Source organism: Sphingopyxis sp. RIFCSPHIGHO2_12_FULL_65_19, assembly GCF_001830555.1.
Classification (GTDB): Bacteria; Pseudomonadota; Alphaproteobacteria; order Sphingomonadales; family Sphingomonadaceae; genus Sphingopyxis.
Map to the genome: position 1 here is coordinate 20,011 of NZ_MIAM01000044.1, position 16,573 is coordinate 36,583.

The following is a 16,573-nucleotide window of genomic DNA, read 5'->3' on the forward strand; positions in this document are numbered from 1 at the left end:
TCAGGCGTGGGAAATCCCGCGCTAACTATCGCTGCAATGTAGGCTGTTTGGCGCGTGCCCGCAAGTTGCGGGCATATCCAATGCGGTGCGATCAGTGCCGCGCACGGCGGTTGAGGTCGTGACCCAGCGCGACGACCGCCACGCCGATCATCGTCGCGACGACTTCGCTGCCGTCGTGCGGCCGCGACAGCGCACCCGCCATCATGCCCAGCCCAAAGCTGCCGACCGCGAAAGGCATCATATAGCCGTGGCTGAGCACGCCCGAAACGAGGGTGATCAGGGCAAAGCCGATCGCGACGATCAGCCCGATTTCGTGGAACAGGTGGTTTTCGAGAAACACCCCGCCGACCGATGCGATCGAGGCGAAAAAGATCGTCGTCGCGAGGCAATGGACGAGACAAAGTCCCGACAGGCCCATCGCCAGCTGGTCGCCCGACAGCGACGTCAGCGGCCGCGAATCGCGCGCAGTCCTCACCAGCGCGGCCCCCCGTTCCAAGAAGGAGGCGGGGCGCGTCAGGACAGGGGCAGGGCTGGCGACATGGGTCACCCGATTCTCCGTTGGGGCAATTGCGATGCTGGATATGGCATAACATGACAGAGGTTACAATGTCTCATTGCAGGCGACCCGGACGCATCGCCATTTCTGGCAGGAACGGCCGGCGCTCGAAAAATTTACGCAGTCTATTGCGCAATATACTGCATAAATCTATTGGACGGGCATGAACCAGCGCGATTTCTACGATAACCCGGTCATTCAGAAAGCCTATACGGCCAAAAAGCTGCTCGACCTGGCGTTTCTGATCCAGGGTCAGGTGACCGAGGTTTATGCCCACAAAGGCATGATCTTTCCGGTCAGTTGCTCGTCCACCCTGCTTTTCCTCAGCAAGCGGGGGCCGGCGTCGGTGACCGAAGTGGCGCGTGCGTTGCAGCATCCGCATCAAACGGTCGCCCAACATATCGCGACGCTGGGAAAGCTGCGCATCATCGACAAGCGCGCCGACGAAACCGACCGGCGGCGCATCGAATATGTGCTGACCGATGTCGGCACGGCACAGGCCGAGCTTCTCGATGCGTATAATATGGAAGCTGCGGAGGTTTTCGAGCGGCTGAACCGCGATATCGGCACCGACCTTGGCGATGTGCTCGACATAGCCATCGCCGCCCTCAGCCGCCAGACAATGGCCGACCGCTTTTGGGATTTGTTCGAGCTGGGATCTGCGAAATGATGAAAAAGCTGCTCGGCGTCCTTCTCGTCCTTGTCGTCGCCGCCATCGGCTATTGGTTGGTCGCGCCGCGGCAGCCGATGATTTCGGACGCGGCGAAAAGCTTCGACGGTTTTGCGGCCGCGCTGATCGACGAACAGGCGATCCCCGGCCTCGCGATCGCCGTCGTGAAGGACCGGAAAATCGTTCACATGCGGGGCTATGGCTTCGCCGACCTTCGTTCGCGCAGGCCGATGACCCCCGACACGCCGATGAACATCGCGTCGATCAGCAAACCGATCCTGGGCATCGTCCTGTTGCAATTGCGCGACAAGGGGCGGCTGGATCTGGATGCGGATATCAACCGCTTTCTGCCGTTTCGCGTCGATCATCCGCAGGCGAAGGGGCGCCCGATCACGCTTCGCCAACTGGCGACGCACACGTCGGGTATCGCCGATTATTATGACACCGCGGATTACCAGCCAGGCGCGGATTCGCCGACGCCGCTGACCATGTATCTGCGAAGCCTGCTGTCGCCCGCAGGCGCCCGATATGATGCCGGGGCGCATTATCTGGACGCCCAGCCCGGGACGGCGCGCGAATATAGCAACCTCGGCGCGGGCGTTGCGGGGGCGGTCGCCGAGCGCGCGGGCGGCGCGCCGCTCGCTGCGTTGGCGCGGGACAATATCTTTGCGCCGCTGGGAATGGCGAACAGTTCGTGGCTGCTCGCCGACTATCCGGCCGGCAAGCTCGCGACCCGGTATGAAGTATATCAATGCCTTCCCTACACCGGCCTGTGCGCGAGCACGGGGGAGCCGAAGCGCAATTACCTGATCGGCAAGATATTCCGTCCGGCGCACGCCGATCGCCGCGTCGAACCCTATCCGCAATTCGGCAATCCCAATTATCCCGATGGCGGGGTGAACGCATCGGCGCGCGATCTGACGCTGTTGGCGCAAAGCCTGTTGGCAGACGGCAAGGCGGGCGATGGCCGATTGCTTTCGCCTGCCGCGTTCGACGAGATGCTGAAGCTACAGCTGCCGCCCGACATCGACGACCGGCAGCGGTTCTTCTGGCGCGACCGCGACGGGATGACCGGCCATGCCGGATCGGACGACGGCGTTTACACCAGCTTCTATTTTGACCGGGCAAAGGGGGACGCCATCATCGTGCTGATGAATCGCACCCCGGACCTGGAGACGGAAAATGCGATGGCGCGCCTGTTTGCGCGCATCAAGACCGACCTGTTGCGGCGATAGGCACGGCCGGAGCCGACGAGGCGCTATCCGCCTTCCTCGGCGCGCAGCGCCTTGCGGTCGAGCTTGCCGATCATTGTCTTGGGCAGGTTCAATCGTACATCCACCGCCTTGACCCGCTCATGCTTGCCCAATTGCGGGTTCAGCCATGCCGCGAGTGCCTCGCCGCTGACATCGAAGCCGTCTTCCAGCGTCACAAAGGCCTTGGGCGCCTCGCCGCGATAGGCATCGGGCACGCCCAGCACGATCGCTTCCTTGACCGCGGGGTGCTCATAGAGATGCGCCTCGATCACGCTGGGGTAGACCTTGAAGCCGCCGACCGCGATCATGTCCTTCAGCCGGTCGACAATGCGGATATAGCCGCCCTCTTCGACCACCGCGACATCGCCGGTGCGCAGCCAGCCGTCGTCGGTGAAGCTGTCCTTGTCGGCGTCGGGCCGGTTCCAATAGCCCTGCATGATCTGCGGCCCCTTGACCGCCAGCTCGCCGGGCTCGCCGGCGGGCGCGTCTTTTGCCGGGTCTTCCTTGTCGAGCAGGCGGATGTGGGTGGCGGGCAGCGGCTGGCCGATGGTGCCGGGTTTGACCGGGCCATTATAGGGGTTGGTCGCAACGACGCCCGAGCTTTCGGTGAGGCCATAGCCCTCGACGAGCGATGCGCCGGTCGCGGCGACGAATTTCTCGCGCAGTTCGGCGGGCATCGGTGCGCCGCCTGAAATGCAGACGCGCAGCGAGGAAAAATCGGTCGTCGCCAGGTCGGGATGGTCGAGCAGCGCCTGATACATTGTCGGCACGCCGGGCAGCGCGGTCGTCTTCGTCCGCGTGATCGCGTCGAGCGCCTGCTTCGCGTCGAAGCGCGGCAGCATCGTGATCGTTCCGCCGTTGAGGATGGTGCGGTTGAGCACGCAGGTGTTGGCAAAGACGTGGAAGAAGGGCAGCACGCCCAGGATGCGGTCGTCGGCGTCATGGTCGGGGTCGATCGCATTCACCTGCCGCGCGTTCGCGGTCAGATTCTGGTGCGTCAGCTCGGCGCCCTTGGGGGTCCCGGTGGTGCCCCCGGTATATTGGATCAGCGCAATATCCTTTGCGGCGTCGATCGTCACGGGGTCGGGACGCCCGTCATTGTCGGTCAGCGCCGAAAAGCGGATGACGCGGGGGTCCGCGGGCAGCGCCGCGACCTCGGACCGCTTGAACAGGCGGTAGAGCACCGACTTGGCGGCCGGCAGCCCGCCCGCGACCGAGCCGACGACAAGCGTCTGGAGGCTCGATCCGTCGAGCACCTTCAAGGCGGTGGGAAGCAGCGCCGCGGCGCTGATGGTGAACAGGATTTCGGTGCCCGAATCCTCAACCTGCGCCTCCAGCTCGGCGACGGTATAGAGCGGCGAGAAATTGACGACCGTCGCGCCGATGGCGAGCGCGCCATAATAAGCCGCGACATAATGGGGGACGTTGGGCAGGAACAATCCGATACGACTGCCCTTCGCAACCCCGCGCTGCTGGAGCCCGCGGGCGACACGCGCGGCGCCGCGCGCGACCTCGGCATAACCGAACTGGCGCCCCATGAAATCGAGCATCGGCGCATCGCCGCGCCGTTCGACGCTGGCGGCCAGCATGTCGGGCAACGACAGCGGTGCAAACTCCTGGTCCCATGGCGTGGGATGATGATAATCGGTCGACCAGGAAAAACGGCTGTCCATCGCGGGTTGATATCCTCTCGGCAGATAGGGCGGTTCCTTACACTAGGGTCAGTAAGCATGGTTTTGCAACCGGGCTCGCTTGCGGCGCGCTGTCGCTGCGGCTAGGCAGCGCATATCTTTCTCGCCAGGGGTTATGCCATGTTGCAGCTGTCATCGCGTTTCGCCGCGTCGCTCGTCCTTCTTGCCTGCACCATCGCCGTTCCGGCGGCCGCGAAAGACAAGGACGCGCCCGTCCGCCCGGCGCAGATCCAGGAACTTTATGCCTGCCGCGACATCGCCGACGCGTCGGCGCGCCTGGCCTGTTTCGATCGCGAGGTCGGCGAATTGTCGACCGCCGACCAGGCCCGCGAAATCACCTTCACCGACCGCGAGACCGCCAAAAAAGCCCGGCGCGGGCTGTTCGGCTTTTCCTTTCCCAAGCTCGGCGGGATTTTCGGCGGCGACGAGGATGAGGTCAAGGAAATCGAAACCACGATCCGGTCGGTCAGCATCGACCGTTCGGGCAAATATACGCTGGTGATGGAAGACGACGCCGTGTGGGTGCAGATCGACACCACCCGCCTGCCGCGCCAGCCCAAGCCGGGGCAGAAGGTCAAGATCAAGGTCGCAACGATGGGCAGCTATTTCGCGACAGTCGATGGCGGCCGCACGATTCGCATGAAACGCGACCGCTGACCGCGACCGGCGCGCGATCGGCGTCCGTGACACAGCCGTGATGACGCGATGATGGCGGGCGGCGAAGCCATCCCTGTTCCGGGGCCCGACTGCCCGCCCTTTGTCCTGCTGGACGATGCGCGCCGCGTTGGCGCCGCGGCGGCACGGCTGTTCGTCTGCCCGGCCGAAATCCTGACCGCAGATTCGGCGGCGGACGTCCCGGCGCTGCTCGACGCGCTGGACGCCGCGCGCGCGCGCGGCCTCCATGCCGCCGGCTATCTGGCATATGAAGCGGGAAAGGGGCTGGCCCCCGCCTGGCGCGGAGCGGTCGATAGCGGGGTGGCGGACGCGCCGCTCGGCTGGTTCGGACTGTTCGAGCGGGTCGAACGGATCGCGGCCGATGCGGTGGCCGACCTGCTGCCCGATGCGGCATCGGCATGGATTGGCAAGGTCGCGCCGCGGGTCGCGCGCGCCGATTATCTCGCCGCGGTCGATGCGGTGCTGGCGCTGATCCGCGCGGGCGATATCTACCAGGCGAACCTGACCTTCCGCGCCGCGGTGCCGGTGCTCGGCAATCCGCTCGCGGTGCATGCCCGGCTGCGCCGGACGGCGCGGGCGGGCTATGGCGGGGTGATCTGGACCGGCAGCCAGGCGATCGTTTCGCATTCGCCCGAACTCTTCTTTGCCTTGCGCGAAGGGCAGGTGATGGCGCGGCCGATGAAGGGAACCGCGGCGCGGCTGGCGGATGACAGGGCCGATGCGGCGGCGGCGCGCGCGCTGGCCGAAGATCCCAAGCAACGCGCCGAAAATCTGATGATCGTCGACCTGATCCGCAACGACCTGTCGCGCGTCGCGGTGCCGGGGTCGGTGGCCGTGCCCGACCTGTTCCGGGTCGAAAGCTTCCCGACGATCCACCAGCTCGTGTCCGACGTCAGCGCGCGCTTGCCGGACGGCAGCGGTGCGGTCGACGTGCTGCGCTCGGCATTCCCGTGCGGGTCGATCACCGGCGCGCCCAAGGTCCGGGCAATGGAAATCATCGACGCGCTGGAAGACGGGCCGCGCGGGCTTTACACCGGATCGATCGGTTTCATCGAGGCGGGCGGGGACGCCGCCTTCAATGTGGCGATCCGGACGCTGGTCTTTCCGCAAGGCGGGTTGCAGGCCGCGCCGACATCCGCCACGCTGGGATTGGGGTCCGGCATCGTCGCCGACAGCGTTCCGGCCGACGAGTGGCGCGAATGTCTAGCCAAGGGGGAATTTGTGGGCGCAGCGGGGGAAAGCTTCGACCTCATTGAAACGATGTTCTTCGATCCGGTCGAAGGCGTGCAGCGGCTAGAGGGGCATCTGGCGCGGATGAAGGCGAGCGCCGAGGCCCTGGGCTTTACCTTCGACCGGCATGGCGCGCGCAACAGCCTGCAATCGGCCACCTTTCGCCTGCGCCATGCGGCGCGCGTGCGGATGCGGCTGGCGCCTTCGGGGGCGCTGGCGGTCGAAGTGTCGCCGCTGCCGCGCCTTGCCGAACTGCCGGTGCCGGTCGCGGTGCGGCCCGCGCCCTTGGGCGCCGACGATTTCCGTCTTGCCCACAAAACCAGCCAGCGCGCGGCCTATGACGCCGCGCGGCACGACAGCGGCGCTCCCGAAGTCGTCTTTGTCGACGAACCGGGTTTCGTAACCGAAGGAAGCTGGAGCAATATCTTTGTCGAGCGCGACGGCCAGCTGCTCACCCCGCCGCTGGCACTGGGCCTGCTGCCCGGCGTGCTGCGCGCCGAACTGATCGACAAGGGGCGCGCGGTCGAATCGCACCTGCGGCTCGCCGACCTGGCGAGCGGCTTCTTTATCGGCAATTCGCTGCGCGGATTGATCCCGGCGCGGCTGGCCGACGCTACGGCGTCGCCGACCGCCTGATCGGCCGGCTGCATAGGTAAATTATCAAGTTGCGCGCTTGCGAATGTCGGCCAGACGCTTTAGGCGCGGCCCCGCGCAATTTCCTGTCCTTTTGCAGCCCGAACCGCGCAAGCCACGGAAGATATCGTCATGTCGCTGAAGCCCCATGTCTCCGCCGCCCTGAACCGCATCCAGCCGTCGGCGACGCTCGCGATGACCGCGCGCGTGTCGGCGCTGAAAGCCGCGGGTGTCGATGTCATTGGCCTCAGCGCGGGCGAACCCGATTTCGACACCCCTGATTTCGTGAAGGAAGCGGCGATCGAGGCGATCCGTAACGGCCAGACCAAATATACGCTGGTCGACGGTACGGTGGCGCTGAAGGAAGCGATCCGCGGCAAGTTCCGCCGCGACAACGGCCTCGAATTCGGGCTCGACCAGATTACGGTCAACGTCGGCGGCAAGCATACTTTGTTCAACGCGCTGGTTGCGACGGTCGACAAGGGCGACGAGGTGATCATCCCCGCGCCCTATTGGGTCAGCTATCCCGACATCGTCGCCTTTTGCGGCGGCAAGCCGGTGATCGTCGAGGGCAGCGCGGCACAGAATTACAAGATCACGCCAGAACAGCTCGACGCCGCGATCACCGAAAAGACGCGCTGGGTGATGCTGAACTCGCCCTCGAACCCGTCGGGCGCCGCCTATTCGGGCGAGGAACTCGACGCGCTGGGCGAGGTGATCCGCCGCCATCCGCATGTGATGGTGATGACCGACGATATGTATGAACATGTCTGGTATGCCGATTTCGCCTTCACCACCTTTGCGCAGCGCTGCCCCGACCTGATCGACCGCATCCTGACGGTTAACGGCTGCTCGAAAGCCTATGCGATGACGGGTTGGCGCATCGGCTATGCCGGCGGTCCGGCATGGATCATCAAGGCCATGGGCAAGCTCCAGTCGCAATCGACCTCGAACCCCTGTTCGATCGCGCAAGCCGCCGCCGCTGCGGCGCTCGGCGGGCCGCAACAGTTCCTCGACGACCGCAACGCGGCGTTCAGGAAGCGCCGCGATATGGTCGTCGCGATGCTGAACGATGCGCCGGGCCTCAACTGCCCCGTCCCCGACGGCGCCTTCTATGTCTATCCCGACGCATCGGGCTGCATCGGCAAGAAGACTCCCGACGGCACGCTGATCGACACCGACGCGGCACTGATCGACTATTTCCTCGACAGTGCGAAGGTCGCGGCGGTCCACGGCGGTGCCTTTGGCCTGTCGCCCGCGTTCCGCGTCTCTTACGCGACGTCGGAAGCGGTGCTGAAGGAAGCGTGCGTGCGCATCCAGCAGGCGTGCGCCGCACTGCGCTGATCTTCTGTCCTTCGCTCATCGCGGCCGTCGCCGCGATGAGCGAAGATTTGCACTGGCATAGGAATTCTATACCGATCGGTCTTGTATTCCCGGTCGCGAGGCCTATTTGAACCTGAACGGCGGTTAACCGCCCGGTTCACCGGATAGTAAGTCATTTCCTTTAGGGTGACTGCCATCACTGCACGGCTGGTCGGGGCGCTCCATATCGTCGGTGTAACCAAAGCGGCCCAGGCCGCGAACTGACAGATATGAAAAGAGATCGACATGCTCTCCATGCTCCGTTCCGACTGGTTCCTGACCATGCTCGCTGGTTTCGCCATTGGCGCGACCTATATCGTGCTCAACCAGCCGGCATTGCCGATCCCGGCGTGACGCCGGCGCGGCGCAGCCTTTCGCTTCGCGCCGTCACGGCGCTGGTTGCGGGCGCGATCGTCGCGCAATGCACCCCGGCGCAGGCCGAAAGCGTCGTCAAACTGCCCGCCGCGCTCGTCGATCCCGCCGTTCCTGCCAAGCGCGCGACTGCGGTCCTCGCGGGGGGCTGTTTCTGGGGCGTCGAGGGCGTGTTTTCCCATGTCAAAGGCGTGATTTCGGTCGAATCCGGCTATCATGGCGGCAGCGCCGCAACCGCCCGATATGAACTGACCCACGACGGCAAATCGGGTCATGCAGAGGCGGTGCGGATCGTTTATGACCCGTCGCAGATAAGCTATGGCAGCTTGCTGCGCGTCCTGTTTTCGGTGGTCGCCGATCCGACGCTCAAGAACCGCCAGGGCCCCGACAGCGGGCCGCAATATCGCGCCGCGATCGTCCCGCTTAACGCCGGCCAGCGGCAGGTCGCGACGGCCTATCTGGCGCAGATCGGCGGCGGCCGATATTTCGCCAAGCCGATCGTCGTGCCGGTGGAGGCGTATAAGCGTTTCTATCCCGCCGAGGCGAATCATCAGGATTTCATGCGCCGCAATCCCGGCAACGCCTATATCGTGCGCTGGGATGCGCCCAAGCTTGCGGCGCTGAAGCGGCTTTACCCCGGCATGGTGCGCGCCACGCCTGCACCCTGACGAACGGCGCGGGGCGATCCGCGCCAAATCCGCCGGGGTTCCGCCACTGGTCGCGGCAGAAGAATCATTCACCGCAAATCGCTGGCCCCTGCCGCATCGCTGCGGGACCATTGGCCTGCCCGAAATGGGGTCGGGCCATAATAAAGTCGCAACTGCGGGGTTTGAATGAAGTTCAGTTTATCCGTCCGCCCGCTCCTCGCGATGACGATGAGCGCCGCGGTGCTTGCGGGCTGTGTCAGCAGCGCCGCGATCGTTCCGCAGCCACGCGCCCAGCCGCAAGCGCCGGTGCGCGGGCCGGCCGGTGCCGTGACCGTGCCGATCGGCCAGCCCGTGCCATCGGCGATGCCGCGCCCGGCGGGGCCGCTCGATCCCGGTTTCCGCCGTGCGCCGACGGGGCTGAGCGACCGCATCCGGGAATTGTGGCGGACCTTTCCCGGCAAGACGGGCATCGCGGTCCAGCGCATCGACGGCGAATGGACGCTGTCGGAGCGCGGCGGCGAATTGTTTCCGCAACAAAGCGTGTCGAAATTCTGGGTCGCGCTGACCGTGCTCGACGCGGTCGACCAGGGGCGGCTGTCGCTCGACCAGCGCGTCCGCATCGGTCCCGAAGACCTGACCTTGTTCTACCAGCCGCTCGCCGCGCGCGTGCGGTCGCAAGGGTCGGTGACGATGACCGTTCGCGAACTGATCGAAACCGCGATCACGCACAGCGACAACACCGCGAATGACAGCCTGCTGCGCACCGTCGGGGGCCCGGCCGCGGTGCGCGCCTTCATCGCGAAAAAGGATCTGGGGGCGATCCGCTTCGGTCCGGGCGAACGCTTGCTGCAAAGCGGCACCGCGGGGCTGACCTGGCAGCAAAGCTATTCGGTCGGGCGCAATTTTGAAAGCGCGCGCGCGCTGTTGCCTGCCGCGACACGCCGCGCCGCGATGGACAATTATCTTGCCAACCCGGTCGATGGCGCCAGCCCCGCCGCGATCGCCAGCGCGCTGACGCGGCTCGCGCGTGGCACATTGCTGTCGCCCGAATCGACCGAATATCTGCAAGATGTGATGAGCCGGACGCGGAGCGGGCCGCGGCGGCTCAAGGCCGGGTTGCCGCCGGGCTGGAAATTCATGCACAAGACCGGAACGGGTCAGAATCTGGGCGGGATGACCGCGGGCTATAACGACATCGGCATCGCCACGGCGCCCGACGGTACCCGCTATGCGATCGTCGTGATGCTGGGCAGCACGACCGCGGGCATCCCGGCGCGCATGGCGCTGATGCAGGCGGTGTCGTCCGCCGTTGCCGAGTATCACGGAAGGTGACCGCGATGAAACTTGCCATCCTGCCGCTGCTGGCGGCGTCGCTCGCGCTCGCCGGCTGTGCGACCCCCGAAACGCGGCTACGCACCGGCCTCAACAATGCGGGCCTGTCCAAGGCGATGTCGGCGTGCATGGCCGAACGCATGGTCGACCGGCTTTCGCTTCTCCAGCTTCGCCGCCTGTCGGCGCTCGGCAGCCTGAAGGACAAACATGTCACCGACCTGACGCTCGACCAGTTTTTTCGCAAGGTCCGCGCGCTGAAGGATCCTGAGATACTGACCGTCTCGACCAGCTCGGCGGCGCTCTGCGCGCTGCGCTAACGACTTAGCCCGCGCTTTCGGCAGTTCAAGATTTTCTGAACGTGGCAGGGGTAGCCTTGCCGCGCTACTTGTGCTTATGCGGCGCCAAACCTCTCCCCGTTCCAGAGTCGAAAGGCCCGGCAGACCTCATGAACATCCACGAATATCAGGCGAAAGAACTGCTCGCGAAATTTGGCGTTGCTGTGCCCAAGGGCATTGCTGCGATGACCGTCGAGGACGCCGTCGCGGCGGCGAAGCAGCTCCCCGGGCCGCTCTATGTCGTGAAATCGCAGATCCATGCGGGCGGCCGCGGCAAGGGCAAGTTCAAGGAACTCGGCCCCGACGCCAAGGGCGGCGTCCGCCTCGCCAAGTCGATCGAGGAAGTCGAAGCGCACGCCAAGGACATGCTCGGCAACACGCTGGTGACGATCCAGACGGGCGACGCCGGCAAGCAGGTGAACCGCCTTTACATCACCGACGGCGCCGACATTAAGCAGGAATTCTACCTCGCGCTGCTGGTCGATCGCGCCACCAGCCGCATTGCGGTCGTCGCCTCGACCGAAGGCGGCATGGACATCGAAACCGTCGCGCACGACACGCCGGAAAAAATCCACACCATCGTCATCGACCCCGCCACGGGCCTCCAGCCGCACCACGGCCGCAGCGTCGCCGCGGCGCTCGGCCTGTCGGGTGATCTGGCGAAACAGGCGGCCAAGGTTCTGGCCGGCCTCTACGCCGCCTTCCTCGGAACCGACGCCGAACAGATCGAAATCAACCCGCTCGCGGTGTGCGAAGGCAAGGATGGCGACGAACTGCTCGTCCTTGACGCGAAGGTGGCATTCGACGGCAACGCCATGTTCCGTCACAAGGATCTCGCCGACCTCCGCGACCTGACCGAAGAAGACCCGGCCGAGGTCGAGGCGTCGGAATATGATCTTGCCTACATCAAGCTCGACGGCAACATCGGCTGCATGGTCAACGGCGCGGGCCTCGCGATGGCGACGATGGACATCATCAAGCTCAACGGCGAATTTCCCGCCAACTTCCTCGACGTCGGCGGCGGCGCATCAAAGGAAAAGGTCACCGCGGCGTTCAAGATCATCCTGAAAGACCCCGCCGTGAAGGGCATTCTCGTCAACATCTTTGGCGGCATTATGAAGTGCGACATCATCGCCGACGGCATCGTCGCCGCGGCGAAGGAAGTGAACCTCTCGGTGCCGCTCGTCGTCCGCCTCGAAGGCACGAACGTCCAGCAGGGCAAGGACATCCTCGCCAATTCGGGGCTGCCGATCGTGGCGGCAAACGATCTCGGCGACGCGGCAAAGAAGATTGTCGCCGAGGTTCGCGCGGCTTGATCTATTTCCCTCTCCCCTTGGGGGAGAGGGTTGCGAAGACTTGCGGACTTGTCCGCTGTTCGGAGCTGGGTGAGGGCAAGCCACGTCACAGGCCCTCACCAAGTCCGACCAGGCAGCAAGCTGCCAAGTCTCCCTATCCTTTCCTCCAAGGGGAGGGGAACAAGGGACTGCTAGTTGACGTTTACGTAAACGCCAATTATGGCGCAGTGCACAATTTGCTGAGAGGAGCCAAGAGCCCATGAAAATCCTCGTCCCCGTGAAACGGGTGCTCGATTACAACGTCAAACCGCGGGTCAAGGCCGACGGCACGGGCGTTGATCTCGCCAATGTGAAGATGTCGATGAATCCGTTCGACGAAATTGGCGTCGAAGAGGCGATCCGCCTGAAGGAAAAGGGCGTCGCGACCGAGATCGTCGCCGTCTCCGTCGGCCCCGCCAAGGCACAGGAAACGCTGCGCACCGCGCTCGCGATGGGCGCCGACCGCGCGATCCTGGTGCAGACCGACGACGCCGTCGAGCCGCTCGCGCTCGCGAAAATCTTCAAGGCAATCGCCGACGCCGAACAGCCGGGCCTTGTCATCCTTGGCAAGCAGGCGATCGACGACGACAACAACCAGACCGGCCAGATGCTTGGCGCGCTGACCGGCTGGGCGCAAGGCACCTTCGCCAGCGCCGTCAATGTCGAGGGCGACAGCGTCAGTGTGACGCGCGAAGTCGATGGCGGGCTCGAAACGGTGAAGCTGAAACTTCCCGCGATCGTGACCACCGACCTGCGTTTGAACGAGCCGCGCTATGCGTCGCTGCCGAACATCATGAAGGCGAAATCGAAACCGCTCGATACCAAGACCCCCGCCGATTACGGCGTCGACACCGCACCGCGCGTCAAGGTCGTCAAGGTTTCGGAGCCGCCGGTCCGCTCGGCCGGCGTCAAGGTCGCCGATGTCGATGAACTGGTTGCCAAGCTCAAGGCGATGGGAGTGCATTCATGAAAACTCTGGTTTGGGTCGAACATGACGGCAGCGCCGTCAAGGACGCTACGCTCGCCGCGGTGACCGCTGCATCGAAGCTCGGCGAAGTCCACCTGCTCGTCGCGGGTTCGGGCGTCGATGGCGTTGCGAAGGCCGCTTCGGAAATCGCCGGGGTCGGCAAGGTGCATGTCGCCGATAACGCCGCCTTTGCGAACAACCTGCCCGAAAATATCGCGCCGCTCGTCGCCGAGCTGATGGGCAGCCACGATGCGTTCGTCGCGCCCGCGACCACCACCGGCAAGAATATCGCGCCGCGTGTCGCCGCGCTGCTCGACGTGATGCAGATTTCGGAAATCCTGTCGGTCGAGGGTCCCAAGACCTTCACGCGCCCGATCTATGCCGGCAACGCGATCGCGACCGTCGAATCGTCGGATGCCAAGCTGGTTCTCACCGTGCGCGGCACCGCGTTCGACAAGGCCGCGACGTCGGGCGGTTCGGGTGCGGTCGAAGCCGTTGGCGCGGGCAGCGATGCCGGTATTTCGAGCTTCGTCGGCGCCGAAATCGCCAAGTCGGAGCGTCCCGAACTCACCTCGGCCAAGATCATCGTGTCGGGCGGCCGCGCGCTGGGGTCGAGCGAGAAATATGAAGAGGTCATCGTGCCGCTCGCCGACAAGCTCGGCGCTGCGCTGGGTGCCAGCCGCGCCGCGGTCGATGCGGGTTATGTCCCCAACGACTATCAGGTCGGCCAGACCGGCAAGATCGTTGCACCGCAGGTCTATTTCGCGATCGGCATCTCGGGCGCGATCCAGCACCTTGCGGGGATGAAGGACAGCAAGACGATCGTTGCGATCAACAAGGACGAAGACGCCCCGATCTTCCAGGTTGCCGACTTCGGCCTCGTCGCTGACCTGTTCAGCGCCGTGCCCGAACTGACCGGCAAGATCTAACCGTCCGCCCATATGGCCGGAAATCATCCCGGAGTGCCCGGACTGGGCGATGCACCGTTCAACGCCGGTGGTCGCCGGTCCGCGCGCTCCGGTGTCGGCCGCGAGGCCCATGAGGACGATGACAATGGCATCGGCGACGATCACGGCCGTGCCCTCGTCCTCGCCAGCGTCGCGCGCGACGCGCGGCTCGACAAGAAATTCCTGCTGCTGATCACGCTGTCGGCGATGATCGCAACGCTGGGCCTGCTGCAAAGCTCGACCGCGGTCGTCATCGGCGCGATGCTGGTGTCGCCCCTGCTCGGCCCGATCATGGGTGTCGGCTTCGGCCTCGCGACGCTCGAAAGCAATCTGATCAAACGGTCGCTGGTGACGATCGCGGCGGGCATGGCGGTCGCCATCCTCGTCGCGGTGCTGATCATCTGGCTGTCGCCGATCCGCGACGTCACGCCCGAACTGCGCGCGCGAACGCAACCGACCTTGCTCGACCTGGGCGTCGCGGTCGTGGGCGGGATCGCTGGCGTCTATGCGATCATGCGCAAATTGTCGGGGGTGATGGTCGGCGTTGCGATTGCCACCGCGCTTGTCCCGCCGCTGTCGACGGTCGGCTTTGGCCTCGCGACCGGGCGGTTCGACTTCGCCGTGGGCGCGGCGCTGCTGTTTCTGACCAACACGCTTGCCATTGCCTTCGCCGCGACGATCATCGCGCGCCTCAACAAATTCGGCCCGTCGCTGACGCCGCAGCATACGGCGATGCAGGTGCTTGGCATCATCGTCACGCTGGGCATTCTTTCGATCCCGCTGGCGCTGACGCTCAACAGTCTCGCGGGCGAGGTTCGCGCGCGGTCGGTCGTGCAAAGCGAGTTGCGCTCGCTGCTGGGCGAGAGCGACCGCGTCGACAGCCTCAACGTGCGGGTCGAGCGCGATGCCGTTGCCGTCGACGGGGTGGTGCTGGTCGACCTGTATGCGGCAAAGCTCGACACCGAATTGGCGGGCAAGATCCGCGATGCGCTCGACCGCGACGTGCGGGTCAGCATCGTCCAGCTGCGCCAACAGACCAATGCCGCGGTGCAGGTCGAAGAACAGTTCAATCGCCGTCTCGCGACGCTCGAACAGCGCGAAGAGGACAGCCGGGCCATCCTCGCCGGACTGACCGTCGGCGAACTGGTGCCGCGCGACCGGGTGGTGATCGACGCGCAGGCCCGCCGCGTCATCGTGCGCCGCGACCGCGAGGCCGAGGGCGAACAGGTCGCCGCCGCGATCGACCGCATCATGGTGTCGGTGCAAACGGGCTATCCGCGCTGGCTGATCCAGAATGGCACCCTGACCGCCGCCGAGGAACCCGAAGACGCTGTGCCTGAGCAAGCCGCCGGCGCCGAATAGGCTCGCAAACCTATTCGCAATTGACCTGCCGCGTCCGATCGCTTGTGATGTCCCTCGATCCGTGATCGCGGACGGGGAGAGACGATATGCGCGGCAAGCGGCTGGCAGTGATGGTGATGATGGCATGGGCGGCGTCGGCGACGGTCGCGCCGCCGCTGACGGCGCAGACTGCGCCGGCCGGGGCGTTGCAAATCGACCGCGCGCGGATCGACGCGGCGCTGGCCGCGATGGTCGCCGACGGCCGCGCCGCCGGCACCTCGGCCCTGATCTGGCAGGACGGGCGCGAGGTTTATTTCGGCGCGGCGGGCATGGCCGACCGCGACGCGAAGCGGCCGATGCGCCGCGACACGATCGCGCAAATCTATTCGATGACCAAGCCGGTGACCGGCGTCGCGTTGATGCAATTGTGGGAGGCGGGCAAATTCCGTCTCGACGATCCCTTGTCCCGATATCTGCCCGAATATGCGCATATGCGAGTCTATGCGGGCAAGGATGCGGCGGGCCAGCCGCGCTATGTGCCCACCGAACGTCCGATCAGCGTGCGCGACATCCTGCGCCACACGGCGGGTTTCGCCTATGGCGCCGGACCGACGCCCGCGCACGATGCCTATGTCGCCGCCGACCCCCTCGCGCTGACGATCCCGCTGGCGGAGGCGAGCAAGCGCCTCGCCGCCGTGCCCCTGCTCTTTCAGCCGGGGACGCAGTGGGAATATAGCATCGCGGTCGACGTCCAGGCCGCGCTTGTCGAACGGCTGTCGGGCCAGCGTTTCGCCGACTATGTGCGCGTCCATATTTTCGAGCCGCTCAAAATGCGGGAAACCGCGTGGCGCCAGCCCGACGCGCGATTGCCGCGCTTTGCGGCGATGAATGTGAAGCGTGATGGCAAGCTGGTCCAACAGGATGCCGCGACCGCACAAAAGCTGAATTTCGAGGATCATGCGCTGACCCCCGGCGGGTTCGGGCTCGCTTCGACGCTCGACGATTACCAGCGTTTCGCGCGGATGCTGCTCAATGAAGGCGAACTGGACGGAGCGCGCATATTAAGGCCCTCGACGGTGCGGCTGATGGCGACCGACCAACTCGATCCCGCAATCACCGAACGCGCATGGCTTCCCGGCAAGGGCGCGGTCGGTTTCGGGCTTGATGTCGCGGTGCGCAAACCCCCGCCGCAATCGGCCGCGGAAAGCCGCGGCGCGACGGGCGAATA

15 protein-coding genes are annotated in these 16,573 nt (G+C 65.3%); 13 read left to right on the top strand and 2 right to left on the bottom strand.

Annotated elements, in window-relative coordinates; all coding sequences use genetic code 11:
• Positions 1-91 precede the first annotated feature (91 nt).
• A complete protein-coding gene (locus A3E77_RS12675) occupies positions 92-547 on the bottom strand; it encodes a MerC domain-containing protein (RefSeq protein ID WP_293646463.1) in 456 nt (151 codons plus the stop codon).
• Between the two features lie 172 nt (positions 548-719).
• Between A3E77_RS12675 and A3E77_RS12680 the strand changes: the two genes are divergently transcribed.
• Both A3E77_RS12680 and A3E77_RS12685 read left to right on the top strand, forming a co-directional pair.
• On the top strand, positions 720-1,226 hold the full coding sequence (locus tag A3E77_RS12680; RefSeq protein WP_293646465.1) for a MarR family winged helix-turn-helix transcriptional regulator: 507 nt from the start codon (positions 720-722) through the stop codon (positions 1,224-1,226).
• Positions 1,226-2,461, top strand: coding sequence for a serine hydrolase domain-containing protein (locus tag A3E77_RS12685; RefSeq protein WP_293646467.1), 1,236 nt, complete (start codon positions 1,226-1,228; stop codon positions 2,459-2,461). The genes A3E77_RS12680 and A3E77_RS12685 overlap by 1 nt, the downstream gene beginning before the upstream one ends.
• Before the next feature lie 23 nt (positions 2,462-2,484).
• On the opposite strand, the gene A3E77_RS12690 is transcribed toward A3E77_RS12685, so the two are convergent.
• Positions 2,485-4,152, bottom strand: coding sequence for a long-chain-fatty-acid--CoA ligase (locus A3E77_RS12690; RefSeq protein WP_293646469.1), 1,668 nt, complete (start codon positions 4,150-4,152; stop codon positions 2,485-2,487).
• A gap of 138 nt (positions 4,153-4,290) precedes the next feature.
• On the opposite strand from A3E77_RS12690, the gene A3E77_RS12695 reads away from it, so the two are divergent.
• From A3E77_RS12695 to A3E77_RS12745, 11 genes are all read left to right on the top strand, one after another.
• A complete protein-coding gene (locus A3E77_RS12695) occupies positions 4,291-4,827 on the top strand; it encodes a hypothetical protein (RefSeq protein WP_293646471.1) in 537 nt (178 codons plus the stop codon).
• Between the two features lie 51 nt (positions 4,828-4,878).
• Positions 4,879-6,711 carry an aminodeoxychorismate synthase component I gene (gene pabB, locus A3E77_RS12700; RefSeq protein WP_293646473.1) on the top strand — a complete coding sequence of 611 codons (1,833 nt, stop codon included), beginning with the start codon at positions 4,879-4,881 and terminating at the stop codon, positions 6,709-6,711.
• Between the two features lie 129 nt (positions 6,712-6,840).
• Positions 6,841-8,052 (top strand): pyridoxal phosphate-dependent aminotransferase, encoded by a 1,212-nt coding sequence (locus A3E77_RS12705; RefSeq protein ID WP_293646475.1) that lies wholly within the window; start codon positions 6,841-6,843, stop codon positions 8,050-8,052.
• Positions 8,053-8,420: 368 nt separating this feature from the next.
• Positions 8,421-9,110 carry a peptide-methionine (S)-S-oxide reductase MsrA gene (gene msrA, locus A3E77_RS12710; protein WP_293646477.1) on the top strand — a complete coding sequence of 230 codons (690 nt, stop codon included), beginning with the start codon at positions 8,421-8,423 and terminating at the stop codon, positions 9,108-9,110.
• Between the two features lie 201 nt (positions 9,111-9,311).
• Entirely contained in the window at positions 9,312-10,421 is a 1,110-nt protein-coding gene (gene bla, locus A3E77_RS12715; protein WP_293646479.1) for a class A beta-lactamase, read from the top strand.
• A 5-nt stretch (positions 10,422-10,426) separates the two neighbouring features.
• Positions 10,427-10,738 (top strand): hypothetical protein, encoded by a 312-nt coding sequence (locus tag A3E77_RS12720; protein ID WP_293646481.1) that lies wholly within the window; start codon positions 10,427-10,429, stop codon positions 10,736-10,738.
• Between the two features lie 128 nt (positions 10,739-10,866).
• A complete protein-coding gene (gene sucC / locus A3E77_RS12725) occupies positions 10,867-12,072 on the top strand; it encodes an ADP-forming succinate--CoA ligase subunit beta (RefSeq protein WP_293646483.1) in 1,206 nt (401 codons plus the stop codon).
• A 238-nt stretch (positions 12,073-12,310) separates the two neighbouring features.
• Positions 12,311-13,060, top strand: coding sequence for an electron transfer flavoprotein subunit beta/FixA family protein (locus A3E77_RS12730; RefSeq protein WP_293646485.1), 750 nt, complete (start codon positions 12,311-12,313; stop codon positions 13,058-13,060).
• Positions 13,057-13,986: an electron transfer flavoprotein subunit alpha/FixB family protein gene (locus A3E77_RS12735; RefSeq protein WP_293646487.1), complete on the top strand. Its 930-nt coding sequence runs from the start codon at positions 13,057-13,059 to the stop codon at positions 13,984-13,986. The genes A3E77_RS12730 and A3E77_RS12735 overlap by 4 nt, the downstream gene beginning before the upstream one ends.
• Positions 13,987-13,998: 12 nt before the next feature.
• The gene (locus A3E77_RS12740; protein WP_293646489.1) at positions 13,999-15,366 is read left to right on the top strand and encodes a DUF389 domain-containing protein; all 1,368 of its coding nucleotides are present in this window, start codon (positions 13,999-14,001) and stop codon (positions 15,364-15,366) included.
• An 86-nt stretch (positions 15,367-15,452) separates the two neighbouring features.
• Positions 15,453-16,573: serine hydrolase domain-containing protein (locus A3E77_RS12745; RefSeq protein ID WP_293646491.1), on the top strand; the 1,121-nt coding region annotated here is incomplete at its 3' end.

Excerpts from the sequence above, each read along its gene's own strand:
- A3E77_RS12680 (WP_293646465.1), top strand. The coding sequence starts at position 720 with ATGAACCAGCGCGATTTCTACGATAACCCGGTCATTCAGAAAGCCTAT.
- A3E77_RS12685 (WP_293646467.1), top strand. The coding sequence starts at position 1,226 with ATGAAAAAGCTGCTCGGCGTCCTTCTCGTCCTTGTCGTCGCCGCCATC.
- A3E77_RS12690 (WP_293646469.1), bottom strand. The coding sequence starts at position 4,152 with ATGGACAGCCGTTTTTCCTGGTCGACCGATTATCATCATCCCACGCCA.
- A3E77_RS12695 (WP_293646471.1), top strand. The coding sequence starts at position 4,291 with ATGTTGCAGCTGTCATCGCGTTTCGCCGCGTCGCTCGTCCTTCTTGCC.
- pabB (WP_293646473.1), top strand. The coding sequence starts at position 4,879 with ATGGCGGGCGGCGAAGCCATCCCTGTTCCGGGGCCCGACTGCCCGCCC.
- A3E77_RS12705 (WP_293646475.1), top strand. The coding sequence starts at position 6,841 with ATGTCGCTGAAGCCCCATGTCTCCGCCGCCCTGAACCGCATCCAGCCG.
- bla (WP_293646479.1), top strand. The coding sequence starts at position 9,312 with ATGACGATGAGCGCCGCGGTGCTTGCGGGCTGTGTCAGCAGCGCCGCG.
- A3E77_RS12720 (WP_293646481.1), top strand. The coding sequence starts at position 10,427 with ATGAAACTTGCCATCCTGCCGCTGCTGGCGGCGTCGCTCGCGCTCGCC.
- sucC (WP_293646483.1), top strand. The coding sequence starts at position 10,867 with ATGAACATCCACGAATATCAGGCGAAAGAACTGCTCGCGAAATTTGGC.
- A3E77_RS12730 (WP_293646485.1), top strand. The coding sequence starts at position 12,311 with ATGAAAATCCTCGTCCCCGTGAAACGGGTGCTCGATTACAACGTCAAA.
- A3E77_RS12735 (WP_293646487.1), top strand. The coding sequence starts at position 13,057 with ATGAAAACTCTGGTTTGGGTCGAACATGACGGCAGCGCCGTCAAGGAC.
- A3E77_RS12740 (WP_293646489.1), top strand. The coding sequence starts at position 13,999 with ATGGCCGGAAATCATCCCGGAGTGCCCGGACTGGGCGATGCACCGTTC.